Genomic DNA, 20582 nt, shown 5'->3' with positions numbered 1-20582 from the left:
CCCGGCCTGTCCCGGAAATGGCACGGCGTTATTTTACGATTGTCTCGTCTTTGACGAACATGTTTGCCCAGGCCCTGTCGATCAGGTCGGGGCTCATCTGATAGGGGATGCCTTCGAATTCGCAGATCGAAATCATCTGGTCGATCAGGAAGATCGGCTGATAGTTGGCATAGACGTTGTTAATGGTCGGGTATTTGACCTTCAACAAATGCACCAGAGCGGCCTCGTCCAGTGGCATGCCGCGCTTGCGGGCGACCATCGCAAAGATTTTCAGGAAGTCTTCCTGAACGGGGCCACCGATCTTGATCTTGAAGAAGATCCGGCGCAGGGCCGCTTGGTCAAAGATCTCGTTCGGGTGGAAGTTGGTCGAGAAGATGACAAGCGTGTCAAAAGGCACTTCGAACTTTTCGCCCGATTGCAGACCAAGAATGTCTTTGTTCTCTTCCAGTGGAACAATCCAACGGTTGATTAGGGCCTGCGGCGGTTCCTGCTGACGACCAAGGTCGTCCACGATGAAGATGCCACCGGTCGATTTCAACTGCAGCGGCGCCTGATAGGTCCGTGCGGTCGGGTTATAGACCAGATCCAGCATGGACAGCGAAAGTTCACCACCCGTCACAACGGTCGGACGTTCGCACTGTACATAGCGTGTGTCAAAACGCTTGCGGCGGCGCAGGCTGTTGGGGTCGTCGGCCTCCTGCTCGATCGCGGTGTGCACGATGGGGTCATAGACCGTGATGACCTGACCGGCATATTCGATGGCACGGGGCACATAGACGTTGTCCCCCAGTGCATCGCGAATACCGTTCGAGATCGAGGATTTACCGTTACCCGGAGGGCCATACATCAGAATGGATCGGCCAGCACTGACCGCAGGACCAAGATGATCCAGCAGGCTGTCGGGCAGAACCAGATGGCCCATTGCACCGGTTAACTGGTCACGGGTCACTTGAATATTACGGATCGACTGACGCTTGACCTGTTCACGGTAGACGTCCAGCGGCACCGGCATGGCGCCAAAATACTCAGATTGGCTCAGCGCGTCCAATGCACGGGCTTTGCCGGCATCGGTCAGCTGATAGCCCATCTCGTTGCCGCTGTTGGCGTTCAGGGTGCCGGTCGCTTCGATCAGTTTCTGTTCACGGGCGATGTCGACAAGTTCCTGCGTTACCGAACCCGGCAGACAGACCGCATCAGCGATTTCTGAGACCGTATCCACGTTCTTTCGGAAAATCGTTTTCAGCAGAATGTCCCGCATCATCACGATGGGCAGTTTCATTTCACCCATACCCTTCGGGGCAGGGGGGGCCATAACCGAGGTCGTCTGCATATTCATGAGCGTTGCCCGTCTATCCAGTAATCACGCAAATAGCCCCACAAGGGCCGCTTGCAGAAAATCTGGCTCGGCTTTGTGGCAGTACCAAGGCAGGGAAAAGGCGGGTTAATGATAGTTCACGAACCGTAAACAGTTCCGAAAGTCAGATAGATCGCCAAGCTGGCCCCCAATGGAAACCCCATAGGAAAATGTTTGCCTCGATCCCAGCTTTCCCAGTCCGGGGCAATTGCCCTAAGGCGCGTGTGCTTGGCTAGTCGGTGGGTCACATAAGCTCCAAGCATGGCGCACGTGGCGATCAGCACCATAAGCAGATAGTCACCGGCCCAGACAAAAGCCGAGGCAGCGGCCAGAAACTTAGCATCACCAGCCCCCATAACACCGGCGGCGTTGAAGAGAATGCCAAAAAACAGAACCACAACGATGTGCAGCAACTGCCATATATAAGGTGGCAGCGTTAGGGAGACTGGACCAATGCCGCCGGTCGTCCACTCGGTGGCCCAGGGCGGCAATACAAAAAAGCCCACGACGGCAAAGACCGCAGCCAGAGCGATCACCGCGTGATTTTTGATCAACATGCTACGCAGATCGGTGAACGCAACATAAAAGCAGATCGGCAGCACAAACGGCAAAAACCAAGTGGCCGCCGTCGCAGGGATGTTCATAGATCAGGCTCCTTCGAGCGCGCGAAGCGAACGAACGGCTTCCTCGTAGTGCTGGGGGTGGGTCGCGATGGCTTCGCGGAACAGGTTTTTTGCGGTCGTAACGTCGCCCTGTTTGATCGCAGAAATCCCCATCGTATTCAGCAACATAGCCCGTTCAACCTGTGTCAGAGGAACAACCGGCAAACTATAGTTTCCTTGTGCGGCCCTGGCCAGAACGAGGTTGTTCTTGGCAGTAAACAGAGATTTGTCCTGACGGATGGCCTCGGAAAACAGCCTTTCGGCATCGGCGTAGTCGCCGCGCGACAGCTTGGAATAGCCCCAGTTGTTCATAACGCTGCCAGGGCGTGTGGTCAGACCAACGGCGGTTTCATAGAAATGATCCGCACGTTTCCAGTCTTTTCTGGAGTCCGCGACGACGGCCTCCAGGCGATAACGTTGAAACGTCTCATAGGTTGGCGGAACAGAATCCAGTGTCGACTTGGCGGTGGCCCAGTCCCCGGCGCGTACCGAAGCGGCGGCATACTCGACCCTGTCGACGTTTCTGGCGCCCTTCATCGTTGTCACTTTTTTCCAAGCCGAAGCGGCCTCGGTCGTGCGTTTGGCGCGCGTCAGAGAAATCGCGAGCCCCCGCTGCAGATCAATCCGGCCGGGGTTTTTTGCGGCCGCACCTTTGAAATAGGTCACTGCTTCATTCGGATCAGAAGCGGTCAGAAGAACCTCGTTCAGGTTGGTTTCGTCAATGACGTTCACCTCCTGATACGTTCGTTCGACCTTTTCTTCTTCGGTTTCTTTTTCGCAGGCGGACAGGGCCATCCCGCAGATTACCATCGTCGGAATCAAGAATTGTTGGCGCATTTTTTTGCGTCCCTTACTGCTCTTGCCAATGTTACGGGAGCTTGCGCAGCTTGAATTGCCCGTTGCCTTGCTGCTCCAGTGTATATTCTTGTTTTTCGACGTCAGTATTAACAGGATTTTCCATTTTTGCGAGTGCTAAGCGCAGATTGTCCAAGATTGCGTCACTTTCGCCATTGTCCAATGCAAAGGCGCGCCTGAACATCTGCGCCGCCTCGGGGTATTCGGCCCTTTCCATTAGCACAACGCCCAGGTTATTCCATGCGACAGGCCAGTCGGGTTCATCTGCTACCGCGCGACGCAGCAGTTCTTCGGCCTGGCCCAGTCTCCTGAGACCCAGATTAGCTGTTCCCATTGATGTAAGGATTTCCGTTGTCATCCCCTGATCCAACGCGGCGCGTGAAAAAGACGTCAGCGCCAGTTCATATTCGCCTGACACCAAAAGCCGGTTCCCGACCGTAATCGGATCAACTGCTTCGCCCTTTGGGTCGACGCCAGGGGCATCCAGGCCGGTCGAGAGGCCCGTTTCTGTACAAGAGGCCACCATGGCAAGAACCATGGTGGCCTGAAACATACGGCGTAACCTTAACCGGTTACACCTGAATTTTGTTTCCATTGGGCTGTTATCCACCGGATCCGCTTGCAAAGTCAGAGATGCCTTTTGCCGAGGGGCCGACCAGAATGACCAGCAACGGCGGCACCGTCAGGAGCATTGTGGCAAGTGTCATTTTGGTTGGCAACTTATTCGCGGCTTCTTCGGCGCGCATCACGCGTTTGTCGCGCATTTCACTGGCATAAACCCGCAAGGCTTCGGCGATTGACGTACCAAATGTTGCCGACTGGATCATGACCGTCACGAACGAGCTGACGTCCTGAACGCCGCAACGGGTACCAAAGTCGCGAAGTACGGTGTCTCGGTCCTTACCCGCCTTAAGCTCGTGTGCGACAACTTCGAACTCCAGAGCGATGTCCGGGTAAGAGACTTTCATCTCGGCGGCAACCCGAACGATCGCCTGGTCAAGCGACTGACCCGCTTCGACGCAGACCAGCATGAGATCCAGGGTATCGGGGAACCCTGCAACGATGGCTTCCTGTCGTTCGGCAACGCGCCGGGTGATCCAATAGCGTGGGAGGAAATAAAACGCACAAGCCGGGATCAAGACGCGCATGGCCATCTGGGCCGGGGTGAATTCCTGATCACCGGCAAATACCGTGACCAATAGAACACCGATCATCACGCCGATCAGACCAAGAGCAAACTGTGCGAAGTGGAAAAAGCGGACTGCGTCCTTGGACTGATACCCCGCCTGGCGCAGCTTAAGTTCCATCGCGGACAATTCGTCCTGGTTTTGTGGCTCCAGGAAGTTCGCGAATTTCTGAAGCTGCTCGTTTCGGCTGGATTGCCGCAGTTTGTCCTGTTTACCCTTCTTGCTTTCCTTTGGGGTGGCAGTTGATCGCTGCAGTTTCTTAAGAGGGTCTTCCGGTTGGTTCAACATCAGTGGCAAAGCCACCAGAATCATGAACAATCCCAATACCCCGACCACGATGAGAGGCCCGAACGGACCAAGATGCTCGGTCAGGAGTTCGTTGATTTGGGTCAGAAATTCCATACTCAAGCCCTCAGACTTTGATATTCGTAAGAACGCGCATCACGATCAGGTTCAGTGTCAGCATGATGCCAACAAAGAAACACAGCGGAATGAACAGCGGGTGGTCAAGAACTTCGTCGTAGTAGTTCGGAGACTTCACCAAAATGAACAACAGGCAAAATACGGGAAAGCCAGACAGGAACTTGCCGGACCATTTGGCCTCGGCCGTGATCGCATTGACACGGCGGAACAGACGGAACCGAGCACGAATAACTTTGGCCAAACCCGCCAAAATCTCGGCCAGGTTACCGCCAGCCTGTTGCTGAATGCCAACGGCAACAGACAGAAAGCGCAGATCCTGCATGCCCAGGCGTTCGGCCATGTCCTTCAGGGCTTCACCGACGTCGCGACCGTAGGCGCATTCGTCTGCGATGACGCCAAATTCCGTCCCAAGCGGATCCTGAACTTCGTTGGCAACAATCTGAATTGTCGAAACAAACGGGTTGCCGACTCGAAGCGAGCGTACCATCAGCTCAACGGCGTCGGGCAATTGCTCTTCCATCAGACCCATGCGTTTCTTGGCCTTGCTGGCCACCCACGCATACACGCCACCTACACCTATCGCGATTGAAAGTGCGATCCGCAATACGAGCTCTGTTCCCGTGCCGATGCTCAACCCTACATAAGCAAAGCCAGAAACCAGTACCATGATCATGATCAATTGGCGCGGCGAAAAGGCGATGGCCGCTTTTTGTGCCTTGTCGGCCAACAGCGAATAGAGCGGGACGCTCTGGGATTTCATATGCTGCTGCATTTCCTTGCGCAGCTGTTCCAAAACCTGTTCGCGCCCAACGCCTTTCTCAAGCATATCCAGGCGACGGTTTACCCGGCTGTTTAGGCTGATGGATTTGCCGAACGCCACAAGATAGATGCCTTCGACAAGGAGAAGTACTCCGACGAAGATCACAACATAGATAAGAGCCTCTACAGGCAGTTGCATATCCGGATCTCCTTAGATGGCCGTTGGTTCGTAGATGGACGGAGGTAGATCAAAGCCCCACAGACGGAAGCGTTCCGAATAGTGGCTGCGGACACCGGTTGCAGTGAAATGGCCGATAATCTTGTTATCCGGTGTCAGACCGACGCGTTGGAATTTGAAAATCTCCTGCATCGAAATGACGTCACCTTCCATCCCCGTGATCTCGGTTATCGAGGTCATACGGCGCGAACCGTCCTGCAAGCGGCTGGCCTGCACGATCAGGTTCACAGCCGAAGAGATCTGGCTGCGGACCGCTTTGATTGGCATCTCGATACCGGCCATCGCGATCATGTTTTCAAGACGCGAAATCCCGTCACGGGCCGAGTTGGCGTGGATCGTGGTCATCGAACCGTCGTGGCCGGTATTCATAGCCTGCAACATGTCGATCACCTCGGCGCCACGCGTCTCACCCACGATGATGCGGTCAGGACGCATACGCAGGGCGTTTTTCAGACAGTCGCGTGGGCTTACTTCGCCTTTGCCTTCGACGTTAGGAGGGCGGCTTTCCATTCGGCCCACGTGGGTCTGCTGCAGCTGAAGTTCCGCCGTATCCTCGATGGTCAGGATCCGCTCGGCGTCATCAATAAAGCTGGACAAAGCATTCAGCGTCGTCGTCTTACCTGAACCTGTACCGCCCGAAACGATGATGTTCAGACGAGTCGAAACGGCAGCCTGCAGATATGCGGCCATTTCTTCCGTGAAGGCGCCGAAGTTAACCAGATCGTCGATGGCCAGTTTATCTTTTTTGAACTTACGGATGGAGACCAGCGAACCGTCGACCGCGATAGGTGGCACCATTGCGTTGAAACGCGACCCGTCGGCCAAGCGGGCGTCAACATAAGGGTTGGATTCATCGACGCGACGACCCACGGCGGAGACGATCTTGTCGATAATCCGCATCAGGTGTTTTTCGTCCTTGAACGTAACTTCGCTGAGTTCCAGTTTACCGTCGCGCTCGATAAAAATCTGCTGCGGGCCATTTACCAAAATATCGTTGACGCTATCGTCCTGAAGCAGCGTTTCAAGCGGACCCAACCCCGTGACTTCGTCATACAGTTCCTTGTTAAGCTGTGATCGGTCTTCGCGATTCAGAACGATGTCACGGGATTCAAGGATCTCGCTCGAGATTGCGCTGATCTCCGCCCGAAGTTCGGCTTCACCGGCCTTTTCAAGCGCCCCAAGATTCAGGTTTTCCAACAGTTCCTTGTGCAGCTCAATCTTGATTTCACCCAGACGCTCTTTCCGCTTTCGATCACGGTCTGAAGCAACCGGCTCAGCGGCTTTCTTCTGAATTGGGCGGCGGGCGACAGCAGTGGCCGTAGGCGCTTTTTCAGGGGCAGGCGTTTGTACAGTGGCCTGCGGCGTTGGAGCAGACTCGACCGGCTGCGCTCCAGCCTGCTTCTTGTATCTTGAAAACACGGCGACTACCCCTCTGAAATACGGTTACGCGGCCTCGGCGCTGCTGCTGCCCAAGCTGTGAAGCGATTTTGCAAGTTTTGCGATTTCCCGACGCAGCGGGTTCTTGGCGGCAGATTTGGCCAGCGGTAATCCGTGATCGCCGCTTTGCATGACGGGTTTGCCACCATCCGGCAATTGCAGATCGATTGAAATGCCCAGGCTTTCACCCATCCGCTTGACCCGGCCTTTGCCATTCAGGTCGGTGAATTTCGGAGCCCGGTTCAGAGCGAACCGGAGTTTGTTGAACGGCAGCTCCTCGGCTTGCAGGGCGCGTTTCAGCCGCAGCGCGTTCTGAGCGGATCGCATATCCAGCTCGATCATCGCAAAGTATACGTGCGCGGCCTGAAGAACCGTTTCCGACCAATGAACCAGGGTCGTCGGCATGTCGACAACCACGTAGTCGAATCTCCTGCGTGCTATGTCGATGACGCGTTCGATGTCTTCCGGTGTGATCAGATCCAACGGAACCATATCGGACGGCGCGGTCAGGACCTCAAGTTTTTCCTCATAGGTCTGCAGTGCCTGCGAGAACACATCGTCATCCATCAAAGAGGTATCCGAGAGCATCTCAAAAACAGTTTCACGGCGGGGAAGGTCAAGATAAGTCGACACGCTGCCATACTGCAGATCCAGGTCGATGACGCAGACGGAAGGTGCTTCTTTGTCTGACGCGGTTGCAAGCTCCCAGGCGAGGTTGACCGCCATGGTTGTTGAACCCACTCCGCCCGCCAACCCGTGGACCACAAAAAGTGCGCCTTCTTTCGAATCACCCTGAGCAGCCGGAGCGGCTGCAACAGCAGTTGCCACCGGATCGGGCTTATTCATGCGTTCTATGGCTTCCTGCAGCTCGCCTTCGGGAAGGGGGTAGGGGACGAACTCGTCCGCGCCCTTGCGCAGCAACTGGTGCAGAGACGCTGGCGTGACGTCCTCAGCGATCAGAACGATTTTGATCTTCTTTTCTTTGGCCTGCGAGATGATCTCGCCCATCAAGGAAAGGTTGTCTTCATCTTCGCCATCAATGGCAAGCGCAACAAATTCAAGGCTTTCCGCCTCAGGTTGGCTGAAAAAAGCCAGGGCCTCGGCAAAGCCAAGATCACCCCAACGCTCGCCCAAAAGGGTCTCCATATCTTCGATCAGCAGATCGAAGTTCTGGACATCTCGGCTGATCGTGCAGGCCAGAATAGCAGTTCCGTCATCATGCGTTGTGGCACTTGTCATTCACACAATCCTCGTCGTGAGGGCCTGTTCGCCGTCCGAACACGTTGGGTTCGGCACAGTTCGCTGTTGCCCGGTCGCGACCAATTCGGGCCGCACTTCACCTAATTGTTGAAAAGGTGGCTTGGAACTTAGGCAAGATTTTGACGCAAAAGAACCAATTGTAGGGAAATGGGCGACGATGCCGCCCATTTCCTAAAGATTATTCATCATCACTGCTGCCGGCGCCGCCAGCATCTTCACGCTGGATGTAGCTTTCTCTCGTGGCGCTAGCGACATATTCGCGGTAAATAATCTCCGCGTATTTGCCGTCCAATACCAACGGATTGCGATCCATAAAGCCGGAAACTTCGGTCACTGTACGCCGGTTGCGGCGATCCCGGTTCGGAGTATCAATCAGTGGCCGCGATTTTCCAAAGGAAACAACGGCTTCCAACCGAGAACGCGAAATCCCCTGTTGTGTCAGGAACGCAACGGCGGCGTTTGCCCGGCGTTGTCCAAGCGACTGGTTGTACGCTGTAGAGCCGACGGCATCGGTATGGCCGTAAACGCGGAACCGCGCTTCTGGGAACTGCTTGATCCATGCTGCCTGCCGCAACAAGATTCGCTGCGCCGACGCGTCCAACTGAGAACTGTTAAACGCGAAATTGATCTGCGTCGGCACTTCTGCAGCAAACCTCTGACCCAGGATTTGGGCGTATGTCAGCTCGCCGTTCATAACCTGAACGTTGTTTAGGGTTGCGTTGCCAAAGGCGCCTTGGTCAATTTCATACCCGGCCTCGCGTGTACACGCGGCAACGGCGACCGAGAGACCCAGTGTTATGATCCACTTCTGCATTGGTCCTATCCTCTCAATCATTCCAGGATGTAGCCGTAGGAGCTGCCAAAGTCTTGTTTGGCCACTTCAGACGCGCCACCCGAACCAACGCGTGTGGTCCGCGCAGTTTTGCCATTCAAGAACAAATCAAACTCGCTGGGCGGTTTGACGCGGTCGGTTGGCAGGGCCAGCGCTTCACCACGTGTTGGCGACACCAGATGTGCGGTGATAATAACGACCAGTTCAGATTGCTGACGTTGGTATTCCGCACTACGGAACAGTGCACCCAACACAGGGATGTCGCCGATCCATGGTAGCTGGCTGTTCTGATCCGTAAAATCGTCCCGAATCAGGCCTGCAATGGCAAAGCTTTCACCATCCCGGAGCTCAATCGTCGTCTTTGTCTGACGGGTGATGAACGTCGGCACGTTGTTACCGGCAATTGTAAAGTCGGAGTTCGGGTCAATGCTTGAAACTGATGTTCCCAGCTCAAGGTTGATCAGGTCACCATCAACCACGCGTGGCGTAAACAGGACCTGCACACCAAAATTCCGGTACTCAATTGCAATTTGACCGTCATCGCCTGGAACCGGAATCGGAACCTGGCCACCCGCGAGGAACTCAGCTTCCTGACCCGACAGAGCTGACAGGTTTGGTTCCGCGAGGGTGCGGGAAAGACCTTTAGTTTCAAGAGCTTCCAGCAACAACCGTACCTGAGTCGAACCGGCGCCAAAACCAAAAAGGATAGCGCCTGTATTTGTCTGTTGGATGGGAATGTTGTTGTTGAGCGCATTCGCCAAAGCACCTGCGTTGTTCAACGTGTTGATACCACCCGTGACGTCGCTGCCACCAAAGCCCAGCGATGCGGTCAGGCTTTTGGCAACGGATCGGTTCATCTCGGCAAAGCGAACTTTCAGCATGACCTGCTGAACGCCACCAACCGACATCAGGTTCGAAACACGCTCGGGCGCATAACGCTCTGCCAGTTCCAGGGCACGGGCTAGCTTAGCCGAGCTGGAGATAGTTCCGGAAAGAACGATGCCGTCATTGGCCGTGCGCACTTCAATTGGCTCGCTCGGCAGAATCTGCCGCAGCCGCTCTTTGAACTCAGACACATCCGGTGAAACACGAACCCGAACGTTGGCCAACAGATTGCCTGCCCCGTCGAACAAAGTCAGTGTGGTCAGGCCAGGTGCCTTACCCAAAACATAGATGGTGCGATCAGAAAGCGACGAAATGTCAGCAATGCCTGCGTTGGCGATGCTGAGTTCCGCAAACGGTGTTTCGCTTTCAACGACAATTGCGCGGTTCATCGGAACGTCCAGCGTTTCCGCCGTACCGTTCTTAACCACGCGAAGGGTTTCAGCTTGGACAGCCGTGCTGGCCGAACTGATAACTAACGCCAACCCCAGAAGGGTTGCGCTGATCCAAGATTTTATTTTCATGTGACCTGCCTCTCCGATCACGCCTCGTTTTAGGTCTAATGCCTTATGTGCGATAACACTGCGCGAATTACGATTTTATTGCAATAATCAATGGTTTCCGGAATTTTCCTTATGTGGGTAATGCGCAACATCCAATACGAAACAAGCCGCGCTGATGGCGCGGCTTGTGGCATTAACGTTTTGATTTTACGTTAGTTTGTGCAGGGAGTGATAATTCCCGTATCGACGATCTCTCCGCCGCGGCGCGCCTTTACTGTGCAGATCTCTTGCTCGACTTTGGCTGGCGCGGGTGCAGCTTCTTCGATTCCCAGCAGTTTTCTTTGGTCCACTTCAATAGCTGTCGCAATGGTCTCATCTTGCGCACCTACTAGTGCCAGTGACAACCGCCCTGTGTTTTGGGCTTGGGCAAGAGCGGCAACCTGCTCTGGGGTAACTGCTACAGTGACCGTCCTGGCGATTGTTGTGCCAGTTACATCTGATCCAGCGATTTGGTCGATTGCGATCAGTTCGATGTTGGTTTGGATTAGGCGTGTGATTTCACCTTCCCCGCCCGCACCTCTTAGGGATCCAGTCCAGTATACGTCGACATTGTCGCCCGGGCGCAAAAAGCCAGACACGCCCGATGCCACATCCACACTGATTGCAAAGGCACGCATGCCTTTCTTCAGGCGCGAGGTAAGGCCAGCTGATTCGCCGGGCTGGGTAACTTTGATTGCCAGAAGGGCCTCGTCTTTTTCCATTGCACGAAGGATAAAGCGATCGCCATTACCATCCTGTGGGAACAATACGGCCATATCCGTGAATGATCCTTCGGGAATCGCATCCTCAGGCCACTGCACTTCGCGAACATCTTCTTGCGCAAGACGTTCTCCGTACTTCATGGCTCGGTTGGCGACCATGACTCCCACGGTCGGAATTGTTTTCATATTTGCAAGAGCGTCCTGAGTTGCCAGTCTTTCTCGCTCCAGCTCCGCCTGTGTTTGACTGATGTAGTCCCTTGCCAGATACACAGCCCCACCGGCCAGTGCGACCCCAATAATCAGGACAAGTCCAAATACCGCACGCATCCACGTCCCCTCACGTTACTTTTATCTGGTTCTGCGTCGTACAGAATACGACAACATTTGACCCCGGTGTAAGTGTAAATTGTGTCGAAAAGGGGGACAATGTTGGATTTTATTCGCGCCCGTTGCCGGGGACTGAATGGGTATCCAACTCGTACAGTTCTTAATCGCTGAAACTCACCGTGATTTCCATTTTCTCAACCTGATCGCCAACCGTTTTAACTGCGGCCGCGTTTTTGGCATCCATAGCAATAACAGGGCCTGCTATGTAGAGAGCGACAACACCGCCCATAAAGGCAACGAAGGCAGTCAACACCACCCAGTCAACTGTCACGGCCCCGTGTTCACATTTGCAGAATTCGATGATCGATCTAAGCATGGGAGCAGCACCACGAGTCACGTTGGAAAAAAAATACGGGGCCGAGTCTGACAACCCAGCCCCGTTAAATCAAATCGGAACGATCTGATTCTTACTTCGGCGTGATCTGTACTTCGGCAGCAACTGCGCCAGAAGTCTTGGTCAGTGCTGCACCGACTTTGTCCGACACGTCTTTGGTGCCGTCACCGATTGCGCTGTATGCAACTGCGGCCAGGCCAACAACGGCTGCGGTCAGAACGACCCAGTCAACTGTTACGGCGCCGTCTTCGTCTTTGCGGAAGTTCTTGATGAACTTGATCATGTTACGTCCCTCCTAAAGGATCTAAAAAGTCAATTAAACCTCGGCGTCTATCAGAGCTTTCTCTCTCAGTCGGCTCCCGATCGTCTCGGTATGGCACTATGATTGACTGCTGTGCGTGGCAGGAATTGGGCCAAACCCCATTTTTTTTTGATGAAGTTTAACTTTTTGGCAGTTTTTCAGTTAAGCTACTGAATAGTAATGAAAAAAAATATAACCTTGGATAAGTCCCTGGGTTGCCCCGATGTAAATTTGCGGCAAATGAGGCGAAATTGCCCCAATTCATATTGTTTTTCTGGCCTTGCGGGCAGATTCGAGGTTCAAATCAACCAAAAGAATAAACATGAGGCAGGCAAATGAATCTCCGGAACGCAATGACTTGCGCCGGTTTGGCGGTGTTGATGCTGTCTGGCCCGGTGCCAGCCATGGCAAACGAGATCGAGCCACGAGGTGTTTATAAGCGCGTAAAGGCTCCTAAGCCAGGTACGCGACCGCGTGTTACGGTCCAGATCACGCCCGATGAGCATGCCAAGGCTCCGTCTGCTCCAAGTACGGGTGTCGAAATCGTTGAACCTGAAATCATCGCACGAACGCGTGTCGTTCCGCCATCTCTTCCCGGGGTAGGTAAGAAGCCGGTCGGATCGTACAAAGCTTTCTGGGAGAGGATCTCACCCGCTTTGGCCGAAGCCGGGTCTGGGCGACTCAACGATGCCATGAATGCGCTGGCCGCAATCAACGTTGCATCACCTCGGTTGCAGACCCTTCAAAACATCGCAGAACAGCGCGGTGTGGATATTCTGCGTTCGACCGTCGGGACAAATGTCTCACCCGCTTTGGTTCTGGCAGTTATTTCCGTGGAATCCGCGGGGCGCACCGATGCAATAAGTTCGGCCGGCGCGCAGGGGTTGATGCAACTGATGCCTGCAACCGCGAAACGGTTTGGGGTCCAGGACAGTATGAAGCCGTCGCAAAACATTGCAGGTGGCGTGAAATACCTGAACTGGCTGATGGAAGAATTCGGCAATGACCCGATTCTCGTACTAGCCGGGTACAACGCTGGGGAAGGGGCTGTGCGCAAGCACGAGGGCGTCCCGCCATACGCAGAAACCCGTGACTATGTTCCCAAGGTTCTTGCGGCGTTTCAGGTGGCGCGGGCGTTGTGTTCGACACCGCCTCAGTTGATCTCTGACGGGTGTGTGTTCCAGGCGCATAACTGAAAAAAGCCCACCTGGATCAGGTGGGCCTTTTCTTTGAGTGTATTCAGTTAACGATATTGGCCTCGGTCGCGGTGCGGATTTCGTCTTCGGTTACACCCTCGGCGATCTCGATGATCTTCAGGCCGCCGTCGACCACATCCAGAACGCCCAGATTGGTTATAATGCGATTCACCACCTTTTTGCCGGTCAGGGGCAGGGTGCACTTCTTCAGCAGTTTGGACTTGCCGTGCTTGTTGGTGTGGTCCATCACGACGATCACGCGGCGAACACCTGCAACCAGGTCCATCGCGCCCCCCATGCCTTTGACCAGAACGCCGGGAATCATCCAGTTGGCCAGGTCGCCTTCTTCATCGACTTCCATCGCGCCCAGAACAGCGGCAGCGATCTTACCGCCCCGGATCATCGCAAATGAGGTCGCACTGTCGAAGTAGGACGTACGGGACAGTTCGGTGATCGTCTGCTTGCCTGCATTGATCAGGTCTGCATCCTCTTCACCCTCGAAAGGGAAGGGCCCCATACCCAGCATACCGTTTTCGGACTGCAGGGTGATATCCTTGTCGCCCACATAATTCGCCACCAGCGTCGGAATGCCGATGCCGAGATTCACATACATGCCGTCTTCCAGTTCTTGCGCCGCACGTGCGGCCATCTGATTGCGGTCCCAGGGCATTATGCTTCCTCCTTCTTACGGGTGGTGCGCTGTTCGATGCGCTTTTCGTGCGTCCCCTGAATGATGCGATGCACATAGATGCCGGGCAGATGGATTGCATCGGGGTCCAGCGAGCCGCGCGGTACGATCTCTTCAACTTCGGCGATGCAGATCTTGCCGCATGTCGCTGCCGGAACGTTGAAGTTGCGTGCGGTCTTGCGGAAGATCAGGTTGCCGGTGTCGTCGGCCTTCCAGGCTTTGACGATTGCCAGATCGGCAAAGATGCCTTCTTCCAGAATGTAAGTCTCGCCGTTGAAGTCTTTGTGCTCTTTGCCCTCGGCGATCACGGTGCCTACGCCGGTCTTGGTGTAGAAACCGGGGATGCCCGCACCACCGGCGCGCATACGCTCGGCCAGTGTGCCTTGCGGGTTGAATTCCAGCTCCAGCTCACCGCTCAGGTACTGACGCATGAACTCGGCGTTTTCGCCGACGTAAGAGCTGATCATCTTTTTGACCTGCTTGGTCTGTAGCAGGATGCCGATGCCGAAATCGTCGACACCGGCGTTATTCGAGGCAAAGGTCAGGTTCTGAGCGCCCGAGTCCTTGATCGCCTCAAGCAGCAGCTCGGGAATACCGCACAGGCCAAAACCGCCCGCCGCGATCATCATGCCGTCCGAGATCACTCCATCGAGCGCCTCAGAGGCATTGGCATAGACTTTCTTCATGGAAAACTCCCCCAATGACATGGTGATGGCGCAGGTTGTGCCGCCGCGTCACGGGGAAGTCAATGAAACCAAGGGGTAGGTGGTATTTCTACCTAGCCGACCGTCAGGTGGCCGCCTTTTTGGCCGTTTTCTTGGCGGCAGCTTTCTTCTTGGGGGCCGCTTTTCTCTTGGTACCCTTTTTGGCCGCGCGCTCGTTGACCAGTTCGATGGCCATTTCCTTCGTCACGTCCTCGGGCTTGATGTCCTTGGGAATGGTCGCGTTGACCTTTTCCCATTTCACATATGGCCCATAGCGCCCATCCAGAACCTGCATCGCACCGCCATCGGGATGCTCGCCCAATTCCTTCAACGGTTTGGCCGCAGCGCGACGGCCTCGCCCAGGGTTGGCGCGCTTTTCGGCCAGCAGCTCGACCGCGCGGTTCATGCCAATCTCGAACACGTCGTTGGGATCTTTGAGGTTGGCGTAAACCGGTTTGGCCTCATCTGCCAACTGATGCATGAGATAAGGACCAAACCGCCCGAAATTCGAACTGATCATACCGCCGTCCGGATGTTCACCAATCTGCCGCGGCAGGCTGAGCAATGTCAGCGCCTTGTCCAGATCCATGTCATCTTTGCTCCACCCGCGTGGCAGCGAAGCGCGCGGGGGCTTCTTGTTTTCTGGTGTCGGTTCACCGCGCTGAACATAAGGGCCAAAGCGACCGGATTTCAGCCAGATCTCATCGCCTGCATCCTCGCCCAGCAGACGTTCATCGCCCTCCGCCCCCTCGCCGGCAATGGGACGCGTGTATGTACACTCTGGATAGTTGCCACACCCAACGAAACCGCCGGTGCGCGAGGTTTTCAGGTGCAACTGGCCCACACCACATTTTGGACAGACACGCGGATCGGACCCATCCTCGCGCGGAGGATAGAGCTGCGGCGCCAGCGCCTCATCCAGCTTGTCCAGCACTTCGGAAATGCGCAGTTCTGAGGTTTCGCCAATCGCGGCCGAGAACTCGCGCCAGAACTTGCCCAGCAGGTCCTTGTAGTCCCGATCACCGGCACTCACGTCATCCAGCTGTTCTTCCAGATTGGCGGTGAACTCATAGCCGACATACTGTCGGAAGAAATTCAGCAAAAAGATCGTGACGATCCGGCCCTTTTCCTCGGGGATCAGCCGGTTCTTGTCTTTGCGCACATATTCCCGGTCCTGAATCGTGGTTACAATCGAGGCATAGGTCGAAGGGCGCCCGATCCCCAACTCTTCCATCCGCTTGACCAACGTGGCCTCGGTATAGCGCGGCGGCGGCTGAGTGTGGTGCTGCAGGGCAAGCACAGATTCGTTTTCGGAAAGGATGGCCTGTTTCGCAGCCTTGTCGGAGCTTTCGCTCGTTGCCTTCGCAAATTGATCTCGCAGCGAGGTCTTGGCGAAACGTGCCGGATCACCCTGCATGATTTGGGGCAGGCGCTTTTCGTCGTCATCGGCGACGTCGTCGCGGCCTTCTTCATAAACGCGCATGAACCCGTCGAACAGCACCACCTGACCGGTGGCGCGCAGGCCGACCTGACCATCATCGCTGCCGACCTCGACTGTGGTACGTTCCAGCCTAGCCGCAGCCATCTGGCAGGCGATTGTACGCTTCCAGATCAGGTCATACAGTTTGCGCTGATCCTCGTCTGTGACCTTTAGGGCCTTGGCATCGCGCGACATGTCCGTCGGGCGGATGCACTCGTGCGCTTCTTGTGCGTTCTTGGCCTTGTTCTTATAGATACGCGGGCTGTCCGGCACGTATTCCGAACCATAGCGGTCTGTGATTGCGTCGCGTGTGGCTGCTACGGCTTCTGGCGCCATATCAATGCCGTCGGTCCGCATATAAGTGATGTAGCCTGCCTCATAGAGGCGTTGTGCAACCTGCATCGCGTGACGCGCACCCATACCGAACTTACGGCTGGCCTCCTGCTGCAGGGTCGAGGTCATAAACGGCGCGCTGGGATTTCGCGCAGCTGGCTTCGCCTCGACCGATGTGACGCTCAGCGCGCGGCTGGTGATGGCCTGTACCGCCAGTTCAGCCTGCGTGGCGTTGGCCAGATCATGTTTGTCCAGTTTCTTGCCAGCCAGGGTAACCAGCCGCGCCTCATAAGTCTGTCCGCGCGGCGTTTCGAACACGGCCTTGACCGACCAGTATTCGACCGGTTTGAACGCCTCGATTTCCATTTCGCGTTCGACAATCAGGCGCAGGCAGACCGATTGCACCCGGCCCGCAGATTTCGCCCCGGGCAACTTACGCCAAAGCACCGGCGACAGGTTAAAGCCCACCAGATAGTCCAGCGCGCGACGGGCCAGATAAGCTTCGACCAGAGGCATGTCGACCTGGCGTGGATTTTGCATCGCTTCGGTCACGGCATCTTTGGTGATTGCGTTGAACGTGACGCGGCTGACAGGTGTGTCTTTCTTAATTGACCGACGCTTGGTCAGCGCTTCCTGCAGGTGCCAGCTGATGGCTTCACCCTCGCGATCAGGGTCGGTTGCAAGAATCAGAGCGTTGTCTTCCTTCAGGGCGTCGGCGATCGCCTTGACGTGTTTCCGACTGTCATTCCCGACTTCCCATTTCATCTCAAATTCATGCTCGGGATCGACGGATCCGTCCTTTGGAGGCAGGTCCCGAACATGACCATAAGAGGCCAGAACCGTGTAGTCGGGGCCAAGATATTTGTTGATTGTTTTGGCCTTGGCAGGGGATTCTACAACAACTACAGGCATTTAACGGAAAACCTCGCTCGACGGAATTGGCGCCTTCTATGATCGTGCAAAATGTGGAGGGCAAGGGCAAATTGTCAATGCGTTCCTTTGAATGCAGAAGTTATGCTGTTATTTCAATCACGTAGCCTGTGCACAAAAGGGGCTGGGCAGGAACCGCTCGTCAGGTTCGAGATTTATGCAGACAACGACAGAAGTCCGCCAGGCTGCCGCTGGATCTGTCCTTCGAGTTCCAGATCAATCAGGGCCGGTCCTATTTCTCCGGCCGTTGCAGCAATGTCGCGGATCAGTTGATCTTCCGCAATCGGAGACGGTCCCAGCCGCGACAGAATTTCCCTGTGCAGTGTCGCATCAGTGACGGCAGGTACTTCAGGAATTTTCGGCAGTGCGGGAGCATGAGCCTCATGAACTTCTACTCGTTGCGGAAGCGCCTCGATAACGTCTTCGGCTGATCGCACCAATATCGCGCCGTCCCGGATCAACATGTTGCACCCCGCGGCCCGCGCATCGAAGGGATGTCCGGGTACGGCCAGAACTTCGCGCCCCTGATCCAGGGCGTCCCGCGCCGTAATCAGACTACCGGACTTTGCTGCGGCTTCAACGACGACAACAGCTTGCGCCAGCCCTGAGATAATCCTGTTTCGGCGCGGGAAGTGGCGCGCCTGCGGTGTGACGCCCATAGGCTGTTCGGATACGCGCAACCCGGTTTCAGTTATCTTTTCTGCCAGTGCCGTGTTTTCGGCGGGATAGACGACATCTACGCCGCCTGCCATCACCGCGACAGTGCCCGATTCAAGCGCTGCCATGTGGGTCGCGGTATCTATCCCGCGTGCTAAGCCGGACACAACGACATATCCCTGCTGTCCCAGATCCGTGGCAAGCCCCCTTGCCATCCGGGCACCCAGCGATGAGCAATTCCGCGCGCCGACCATCGCAATCGACTGGCGCTGCAGCAGGGAAGCATCTCCAATCGCCCAAAGCATAGGCGGCGCGTCGGACAGATCGTTCATAGCGTCTGGAAAGTCGGCGGACCCAAGGCACAAAAGGTGTGCGTTCGCGACCTTTGCGGCCCTGAGCTCCGCCTCAATCACACCGGGCGGGCAGGTTTCATACCCTTCAATTCCGGCAGCGCGCGCCATTTCGGGCAGCGCGGCCAGCGCATTCTGCGCCGAGCCATGTTCCCGCAGCAGCCGACGAAACGTCGCCGGACCAACCTTGCGGGAACGCAACAGACGAAGCCAGGAAAACCGATCCTCTTCCGTGGTGGGTGGGAGTGTGGGGTGATAGGAAGATAGCTGCTCTTCGGTCATCCGATGCTCCGCCTGATTGCAGAACTGGTTTACGATTGCCGGGGTTAACAGCTTGTGAATCTCTTCAAATTATTCGGATAATTTTCAGTGTTTGCCGCCTAACGCGCTCTAGGTGTTTGAAATAAAACAAATAAATAATCTTGTCCTTGGCAGGGCGGCTCGCCGCGAAGTGTGTGTGTCGGTCGAAAGAAAGCACAGCGTTAACCCTGCGCTTTCAATCCTCGGTCAAGTGATTCCCCGCTAAGCGGCCGATCCGCCGACTGTCAGGCCATCCATCAGAACCGTTGGCTGGCCGACGCCAACGGGCACCCACTGACCATCTTTGCCGCAAGTACCCATGCCGGGATCCAGCGCCATATCATTGCCCAGCCCACGGATACGCTTGAGGGCTGACGGGCCATCTCCAATCAAGGTCGCGCCTTTTACCGGTGCCCCGACCTTACCATTTTCGACGCGGTAGGCCTCGGTGCAGGAGAAGACGAACTTGCCATTGGTGATATCCACTTGTCCTCCTCCGAAACCGACTGCCCAGATGCCATCTTTGATATCCGCGACCAACGAGGCCGGATCGGCGTCGCCGCCCAGCATCACCGTATTCGTCATCCGCGGCATGGGTTTGTGTGCATAGCTTTGTCGCCGCCCGTTTCCGGTGGGCGCTACGCCCATAAGGCGCGCGTTCTGGCGGTCCTGCATATAACCGGTGAGGATGCCGTCCTCGATCAAAACAGTCCGAGAACTAGGCGTACCTTCGTCATCCAACGAGATCGAGCCGCGACGATCCGGTATCGTACCGTCATCTACGACGGTCACGCCTTTGGATGCGATCTGCTGCCCCATCAGACCGGAAAATGCGGAGCTTCCCTTGCGGTTGAAGTCGCCTTCCAACCCATGCCCAATTGCCTCGTGCAACAGGATACCTGGCCAACCGGGGCCCAGCGCGACTTCCATCACGCCAGCTGGGGCGGGGATCGCGTCAAGATTGACCAGAGCGATCCGCAGTGCCTCGCGCGCTTTGTCCTGCCAATCCGCCGGATCGATTAGCCCATCCAGCCCGACACGCCCACCGCCGCCTGCCGAACCGCTTTCACGGCGACCGCTTTGTTCAACGATGACCGAGATATTGAGGCGGGTCATTGGGCGCACATCCCGCACCAGAACGCCGTCCGGGCGCAATATCTCGACCTCTTGCACTGCTGCAGCGATTGTTGCGCTGACCTGGACGACGCGGGGGTCCATGTCGCGGGCAAAGGTGTCGATCTCGCGCAGCGTTTCGATCTTGACCGGGAAGTCGGCGGACTCAATCGGGTCCTCGTCTGTGTAGAGACGTGTATTTGTTGCGCGGGGACCACCAGCCAGAGTACCGCCGCCGTCGCCGACAGCGAGGCGTGCGGTTTCCGCAGCCCGTTTCAAAGCCGGAATTGAAACATCGGTGGAATGCGCGTACCCGGCAACCTCGCCCTGCACGGCCCGCAGGCCAAACCCTTCGGATGCGTCGTATGACGCTGTCCGCAAACGTCCGTCATCAAAGACCAGAGACTCGGATTTTCGCCGCTCGACAAACAGCTCTCCGTCCTCGGCTCCGGCGGTGGCAGACTGCAAAACGGCAAGCGCTTCGTCCTGCGGAATAGCGCGTTCAAATGGGCGAAACGGGTCGTTGGGCATCTGTTGGGACCTTTCGAGTTTGATCCAGATCAAAAATAGCGTCTGTTTGACGCAAGCATTTTGCTTTATCTACCCGCCGGAATATGGTTTTTAACGCGGCCAAAGACAACGGGAGAGGTGCGACT

General features: G+C 56.0%; 19 protein-coding genes. 1 reads left to right on the top strand and 18 read right to left on the bottom strand.

Features of this window, described 5'->3' with window-relative positions:
• Positions 1-28: 28 nt before the first annotated feature.
• The 13 genes from GOW16_RS15800 to GOW16_RS15740 form a co-directional block, all read right to left on the bottom strand.
• Positions 29-1336: an ATPase gene (locus tag GOW16_RS15800; RefSeq protein ID WP_170416722.1), complete on the bottom strand. Its 1308-nt coding sequence runs from the start codon at positions 1334-1336 to the stop codon at positions 29-31.
• A gap of 116 nt (positions 1337-1452) precedes the next feature.
• A complete protein-coding gene (locus tag GOW16_RS15795) occupies positions 1453-1998 on the bottom strand; it encodes a prepilin peptidase (RefSeq protein WP_170416720.1) in 546 nt (181 codons plus the stop codon).
• Between the two features lie 3 nt (positions 1999-2001).
• Positions 2002-2853: a tetratricopeptide repeat protein gene (locus GOW16_RS15790; RefSeq protein ID WP_170416718.1), complete on the bottom strand. Its 852-nt coding sequence runs from the start codon at positions 2851-2853 to the stop codon at positions 2002-2004.
• A 31-nt stretch (positions 2854-2884) separates the two neighbouring features.
• The gene (locus GOW16_RS15785) at positions 2885-3409 is read right to left on the bottom strand and encodes a tetratricopeptide repeat protein (RefSeq protein ID WP_170416997.1); all 525 of its coding nucleotides are present in this window, start codon (positions 3407-3409) and stop codon (positions 2885-2887) included.
• Positions 3410-3473: 64 nt separating this feature from the next.
• Positions 3474-4460, bottom strand: coding sequence for a type II secretion system F family protein (locus GOW16_RS15780; protein ID WP_170416716.1), 987 nt, complete (start codon positions 4458-4460; stop codon positions 3474-3476).
• 10 nt (positions 4461-4470) lie between these two features.
• Positions 4471-5439 (bottom strand): type II secretion system F family protein, encoded by a 969-nt coding sequence (locus GOW16_RS15775; protein ID WP_170416714.1) that lies wholly within the window; start codon positions 5437-5439, stop codon positions 4471-4473.
• Positions 5440-5451: 12 nt separating this feature from the next.
• On the bottom strand, positions 5452-6897 hold the full coding sequence (locus GOW16_RS15770) for a CpaF family protein (RefSeq protein WP_170416712.1): 1446 nt from the start codon (positions 6895-6897) through the stop codon (positions 5452-5454).
• Positions 6898-6921: 24 nt separating this feature from the next.
• Positions 6922-8154 carry an AAA family ATPase gene (locus GOW16_RS15765; protein WP_170416710.1) on the bottom strand — a complete coding sequence of 411 codons (1233 nt, stop codon included), beginning with the start codon at positions 8152-8154 and terminating at the stop codon, positions 6922-6924.
• 199 nt (positions 8155-8353) lie between these two features.
• The gene (locus GOW16_RS15760; protein WP_170416707.1) at positions 8354-8989 is read right to left on the bottom strand and encodes an OmpA family protein; all 636 of its coding nucleotides are present in this window, start codon (positions 8987-8989) and stop codon (positions 8354-8356) included.
• Positions 8990-9006: 17 nt separating this feature from the next.
• Positions 9007-10413: a type II and III secretion system protein family protein gene (locus tag GOW16_RS15755; protein ID WP_170416705.1), complete on the bottom strand. Its 1407-nt coding sequence runs from the start codon at positions 10411-10413 to the stop codon at positions 9007-9009.
• A gap of 191 nt (positions 10414-10604) precedes the next feature.
• Positions 10605-11480 carry a Flp pilus assembly protein CpaB gene (gene cpaB, locus GOW16_RS15750; RefSeq protein ID WP_170416703.1) on the bottom strand — a complete coding sequence of 292 codons (876 nt, stop codon included), beginning with the start codon at positions 11478-11480 and terminating at the stop codon, positions 10605-10607.
• 160 nt (positions 11481-11640) lie between these two features.
• On the bottom strand, positions 11641-11856 hold the full coding sequence (locus tag GOW16_RS22650) for a hypothetical protein (RefSeq protein WP_174864300.1): 216 nt from the start codon (positions 11854-11856) through the stop codon (positions 11641-11643).
• A gap of 91 nt (positions 11857-11947) precedes the next feature.
• Positions 11948-12157, bottom strand: coding sequence for a Flp family type IVb pilin (locus GOW16_RS15740; RefSeq protein ID WP_170416701.1), 210 nt, complete (start codon positions 12155-12157; stop codon positions 11948-11950).
• Positions 12158-12510: 353 nt separating this feature from the next.
• On the opposite strand from GOW16_RS15740, the gene GOW16_RS15735 reads away from it, so the two are divergent.
• On the top strand, positions 12511-13371 hold the full coding sequence (locus tag GOW16_RS15735; protein WP_170416699.1) for a lytic transglycosylase domain-containing protein: 861 nt from the start codon (positions 12511-12513) through the stop codon (positions 13369-13371).
• Between the two features lie 43 nt (positions 13372-13414).
• Here GOW16_RS15735 and GOW16_RS15730 read toward each other — a convergent pair whose 3' ends face one another.
• The 5 genes from GOW16_RS15730 to tldD form a co-directional block, all read right to left on the bottom strand.
• Positions 13415-14041, bottom strand: coding sequence for a CoA transferase subunit B (locus tag GOW16_RS15730; RefSeq protein WP_170416697.1), 627 nt, complete (start codon positions 14039-14041; stop codon positions 13415-13417).
• Positions 14041-14745, bottom strand: a complete 705-nt coding sequence (locus GOW16_RS15725; protein WP_170416695.1) for a CoA transferase subunit A — start codon at positions 14743-14745, stop codon at positions 14041-14043. The genes GOW16_RS15730 and GOW16_RS15725 overlap by 1 nt, the downstream gene beginning before the upstream one ends.
• 103 nt (positions 14746-14848) lie before the next feature.
• The gene (topA, locus tag GOW16_RS15720) at positions 14849-17488 is read right to left on the bottom strand and encodes a type I DNA topoisomerase (RefSeq protein WP_170416693.1); all 2640 of its coding nucleotides are present in this window, start codon (positions 17486-17488) and stop codon (positions 14849-14851) included.
• A gap of 173 nt (positions 17489-17661) precedes the next feature.
• Positions 17662-18795, bottom strand: a complete 1134-nt coding sequence (gene dprA / locus GOW16_RS15715; RefSeq protein ID WP_170416691.1) for a DNA-processing protein DprA — start codon at positions 18793-18795, stop codon at positions 17662-17664.
• 240 nt (positions 18796-19035) lie between these two features.
• A complete protein-coding gene (gene tldD / locus GOW16_RS15710) occupies positions 19036-20457 on the bottom strand; it encodes a metalloprotease TldD (RefSeq protein WP_170416689.1) in 1422 nt (473 codons plus the stop codon).
• Positions 20458-20582 lie beyond the last annotated feature (125 nt).

The organism is Ruegeria atlantica, from assembly GCF_013033965.1.
Taxonomy (GTDB): Bacteria; Pseudomonadota; Alphaproteobacteria; order Rhodobacterales; family Rhodobacteraceae; genus Ruegeria; species Ruegeria atlantica_D.
The sequence above is the reverse complement of the archived record's forward strand: the minus strand, read 5'-3'. Positions and strand labels throughout refer to the sequence as shown.

Bases quoted from the DNA above. Each gene is read 5' to 3' on its own strand.
- GOW16_RS15790 (WP_170416718.1), bottom strand. From the start codon at position 2,853: ATGCGCCAACAATTCTTGATTCCGACGATGGTAATCTGCGGGATGGCC.
- GOW16_RS22650 (WP_174864300.1), bottom strand. From the start codon at position 11,856: ATGCTTAGATCGATCATCGAATTCTGCAAATGTGAACACGGGGCCGTG.
- GOW16_RS15795 (WP_170416720.1), bottom strand. From the start codon at position 1,998: ATGAACATCCCTGCGACGGCGGCCACTTGGTTTTTGCCGTTTGTGCTG.
- GOW16_RS15755 (WP_170416705.1), bottom strand. From the start codon at position 10,413: ATGAAAATAAAATCTTGGATCAGCGCAACCCTTCTGGGGTTGGCGTTA.
- GOW16_RS15800 (WP_170416722.1), bottom strand. From the start codon at position 1,336: ATGAATATGCAGACGACCTCGGTTATGGCCCCCCCTGCCCCGAAGGGT.
- topA (WP_170416693.1), bottom strand. From the start codon at position 17,488: ATGCCTGTAGTTGTTGTAGAATCCCCTGCCAAGGCCAAAACAATCAAC.
- GOW16_RS15775 (WP_170416714.1), bottom strand. From the start codon at position 5,439: ATGCAACTGCCTGTAGAGGCTCTTATCTATGTTGTGATCTTCGTCGGA.
- GOW16_RS15730 (WP_170416697.1), bottom strand. From the start codon at position 14,041: ATGCCCTGGGACCGCAATCAGATGGCCGCACGTGCGGCGCAAGAACTG.
- GOW16_RS15780 (WP_170416716.1), bottom strand. From the start codon at position 4,460: ATGGAATTTCTGACCCAAATCAACGAACTCCTGACCGAGCATCTTGGT.
- GOW16_RS15735 (WP_170416699.1), top strand. From the start codon at position 12,511: ATGAATCTCCGGAACGCAATGACTTGCGCCGGTTTGGCGGTGTTGATG.
- GOW16_RS15725 (WP_170416695.1), bottom strand. From the start codon at position 14,745: ATGAAGAAAGTCTATGCCAATGCCTCTGAGGCGCTCGATGGAGTGATC.
- cpaB (WP_170416703.1), bottom strand. From the start codon at position 11,480: ATGCGTGCGGTATTTGGACTTGTCCTGATTATTGGGGTCGCACTGGCC.
- tldD (WP_170416689.1), bottom strand. From the start codon at position 20,457: ATGCCCAACGACCCGTTTCGCCCATTTGAACGCGCTATTCCGCAGGAC.
- GOW16_RS15740 (WP_170416701.1), bottom strand. From the start codon at position 12,157: ATGATCAAGTTCATCAAGAACTTCCGCAAAGACGAAGACGGCGCCGTA.
- dprA (WP_170416691.1), bottom strand. From the start codon at position 18,795: ATGACCGAAGAGCAGCTATCTTCCTATCACCCCACACTCCCACCCACC.
- GOW16_RS15765 (WP_170416710.1), bottom strand. From the start codon at position 8,154: ATGACAAGTGCCACAACGCATGATGACGGAACTGCTATTCTGGCCTGC.
- GOW16_RS15785 (WP_170416997.1), bottom strand. From the start codon at position 3,409: ATGGTTCTTGCCATGGTGGCCTCTTGTACAGAAACGGGCCTCTCGACC.
- GOW16_RS15760 (WP_170416707.1), bottom strand. From the start codon at position 8,989: ATGCAGAAGTGGATCATAACACTGGGTCTCTCGGTCGCCGTTGCCGCG.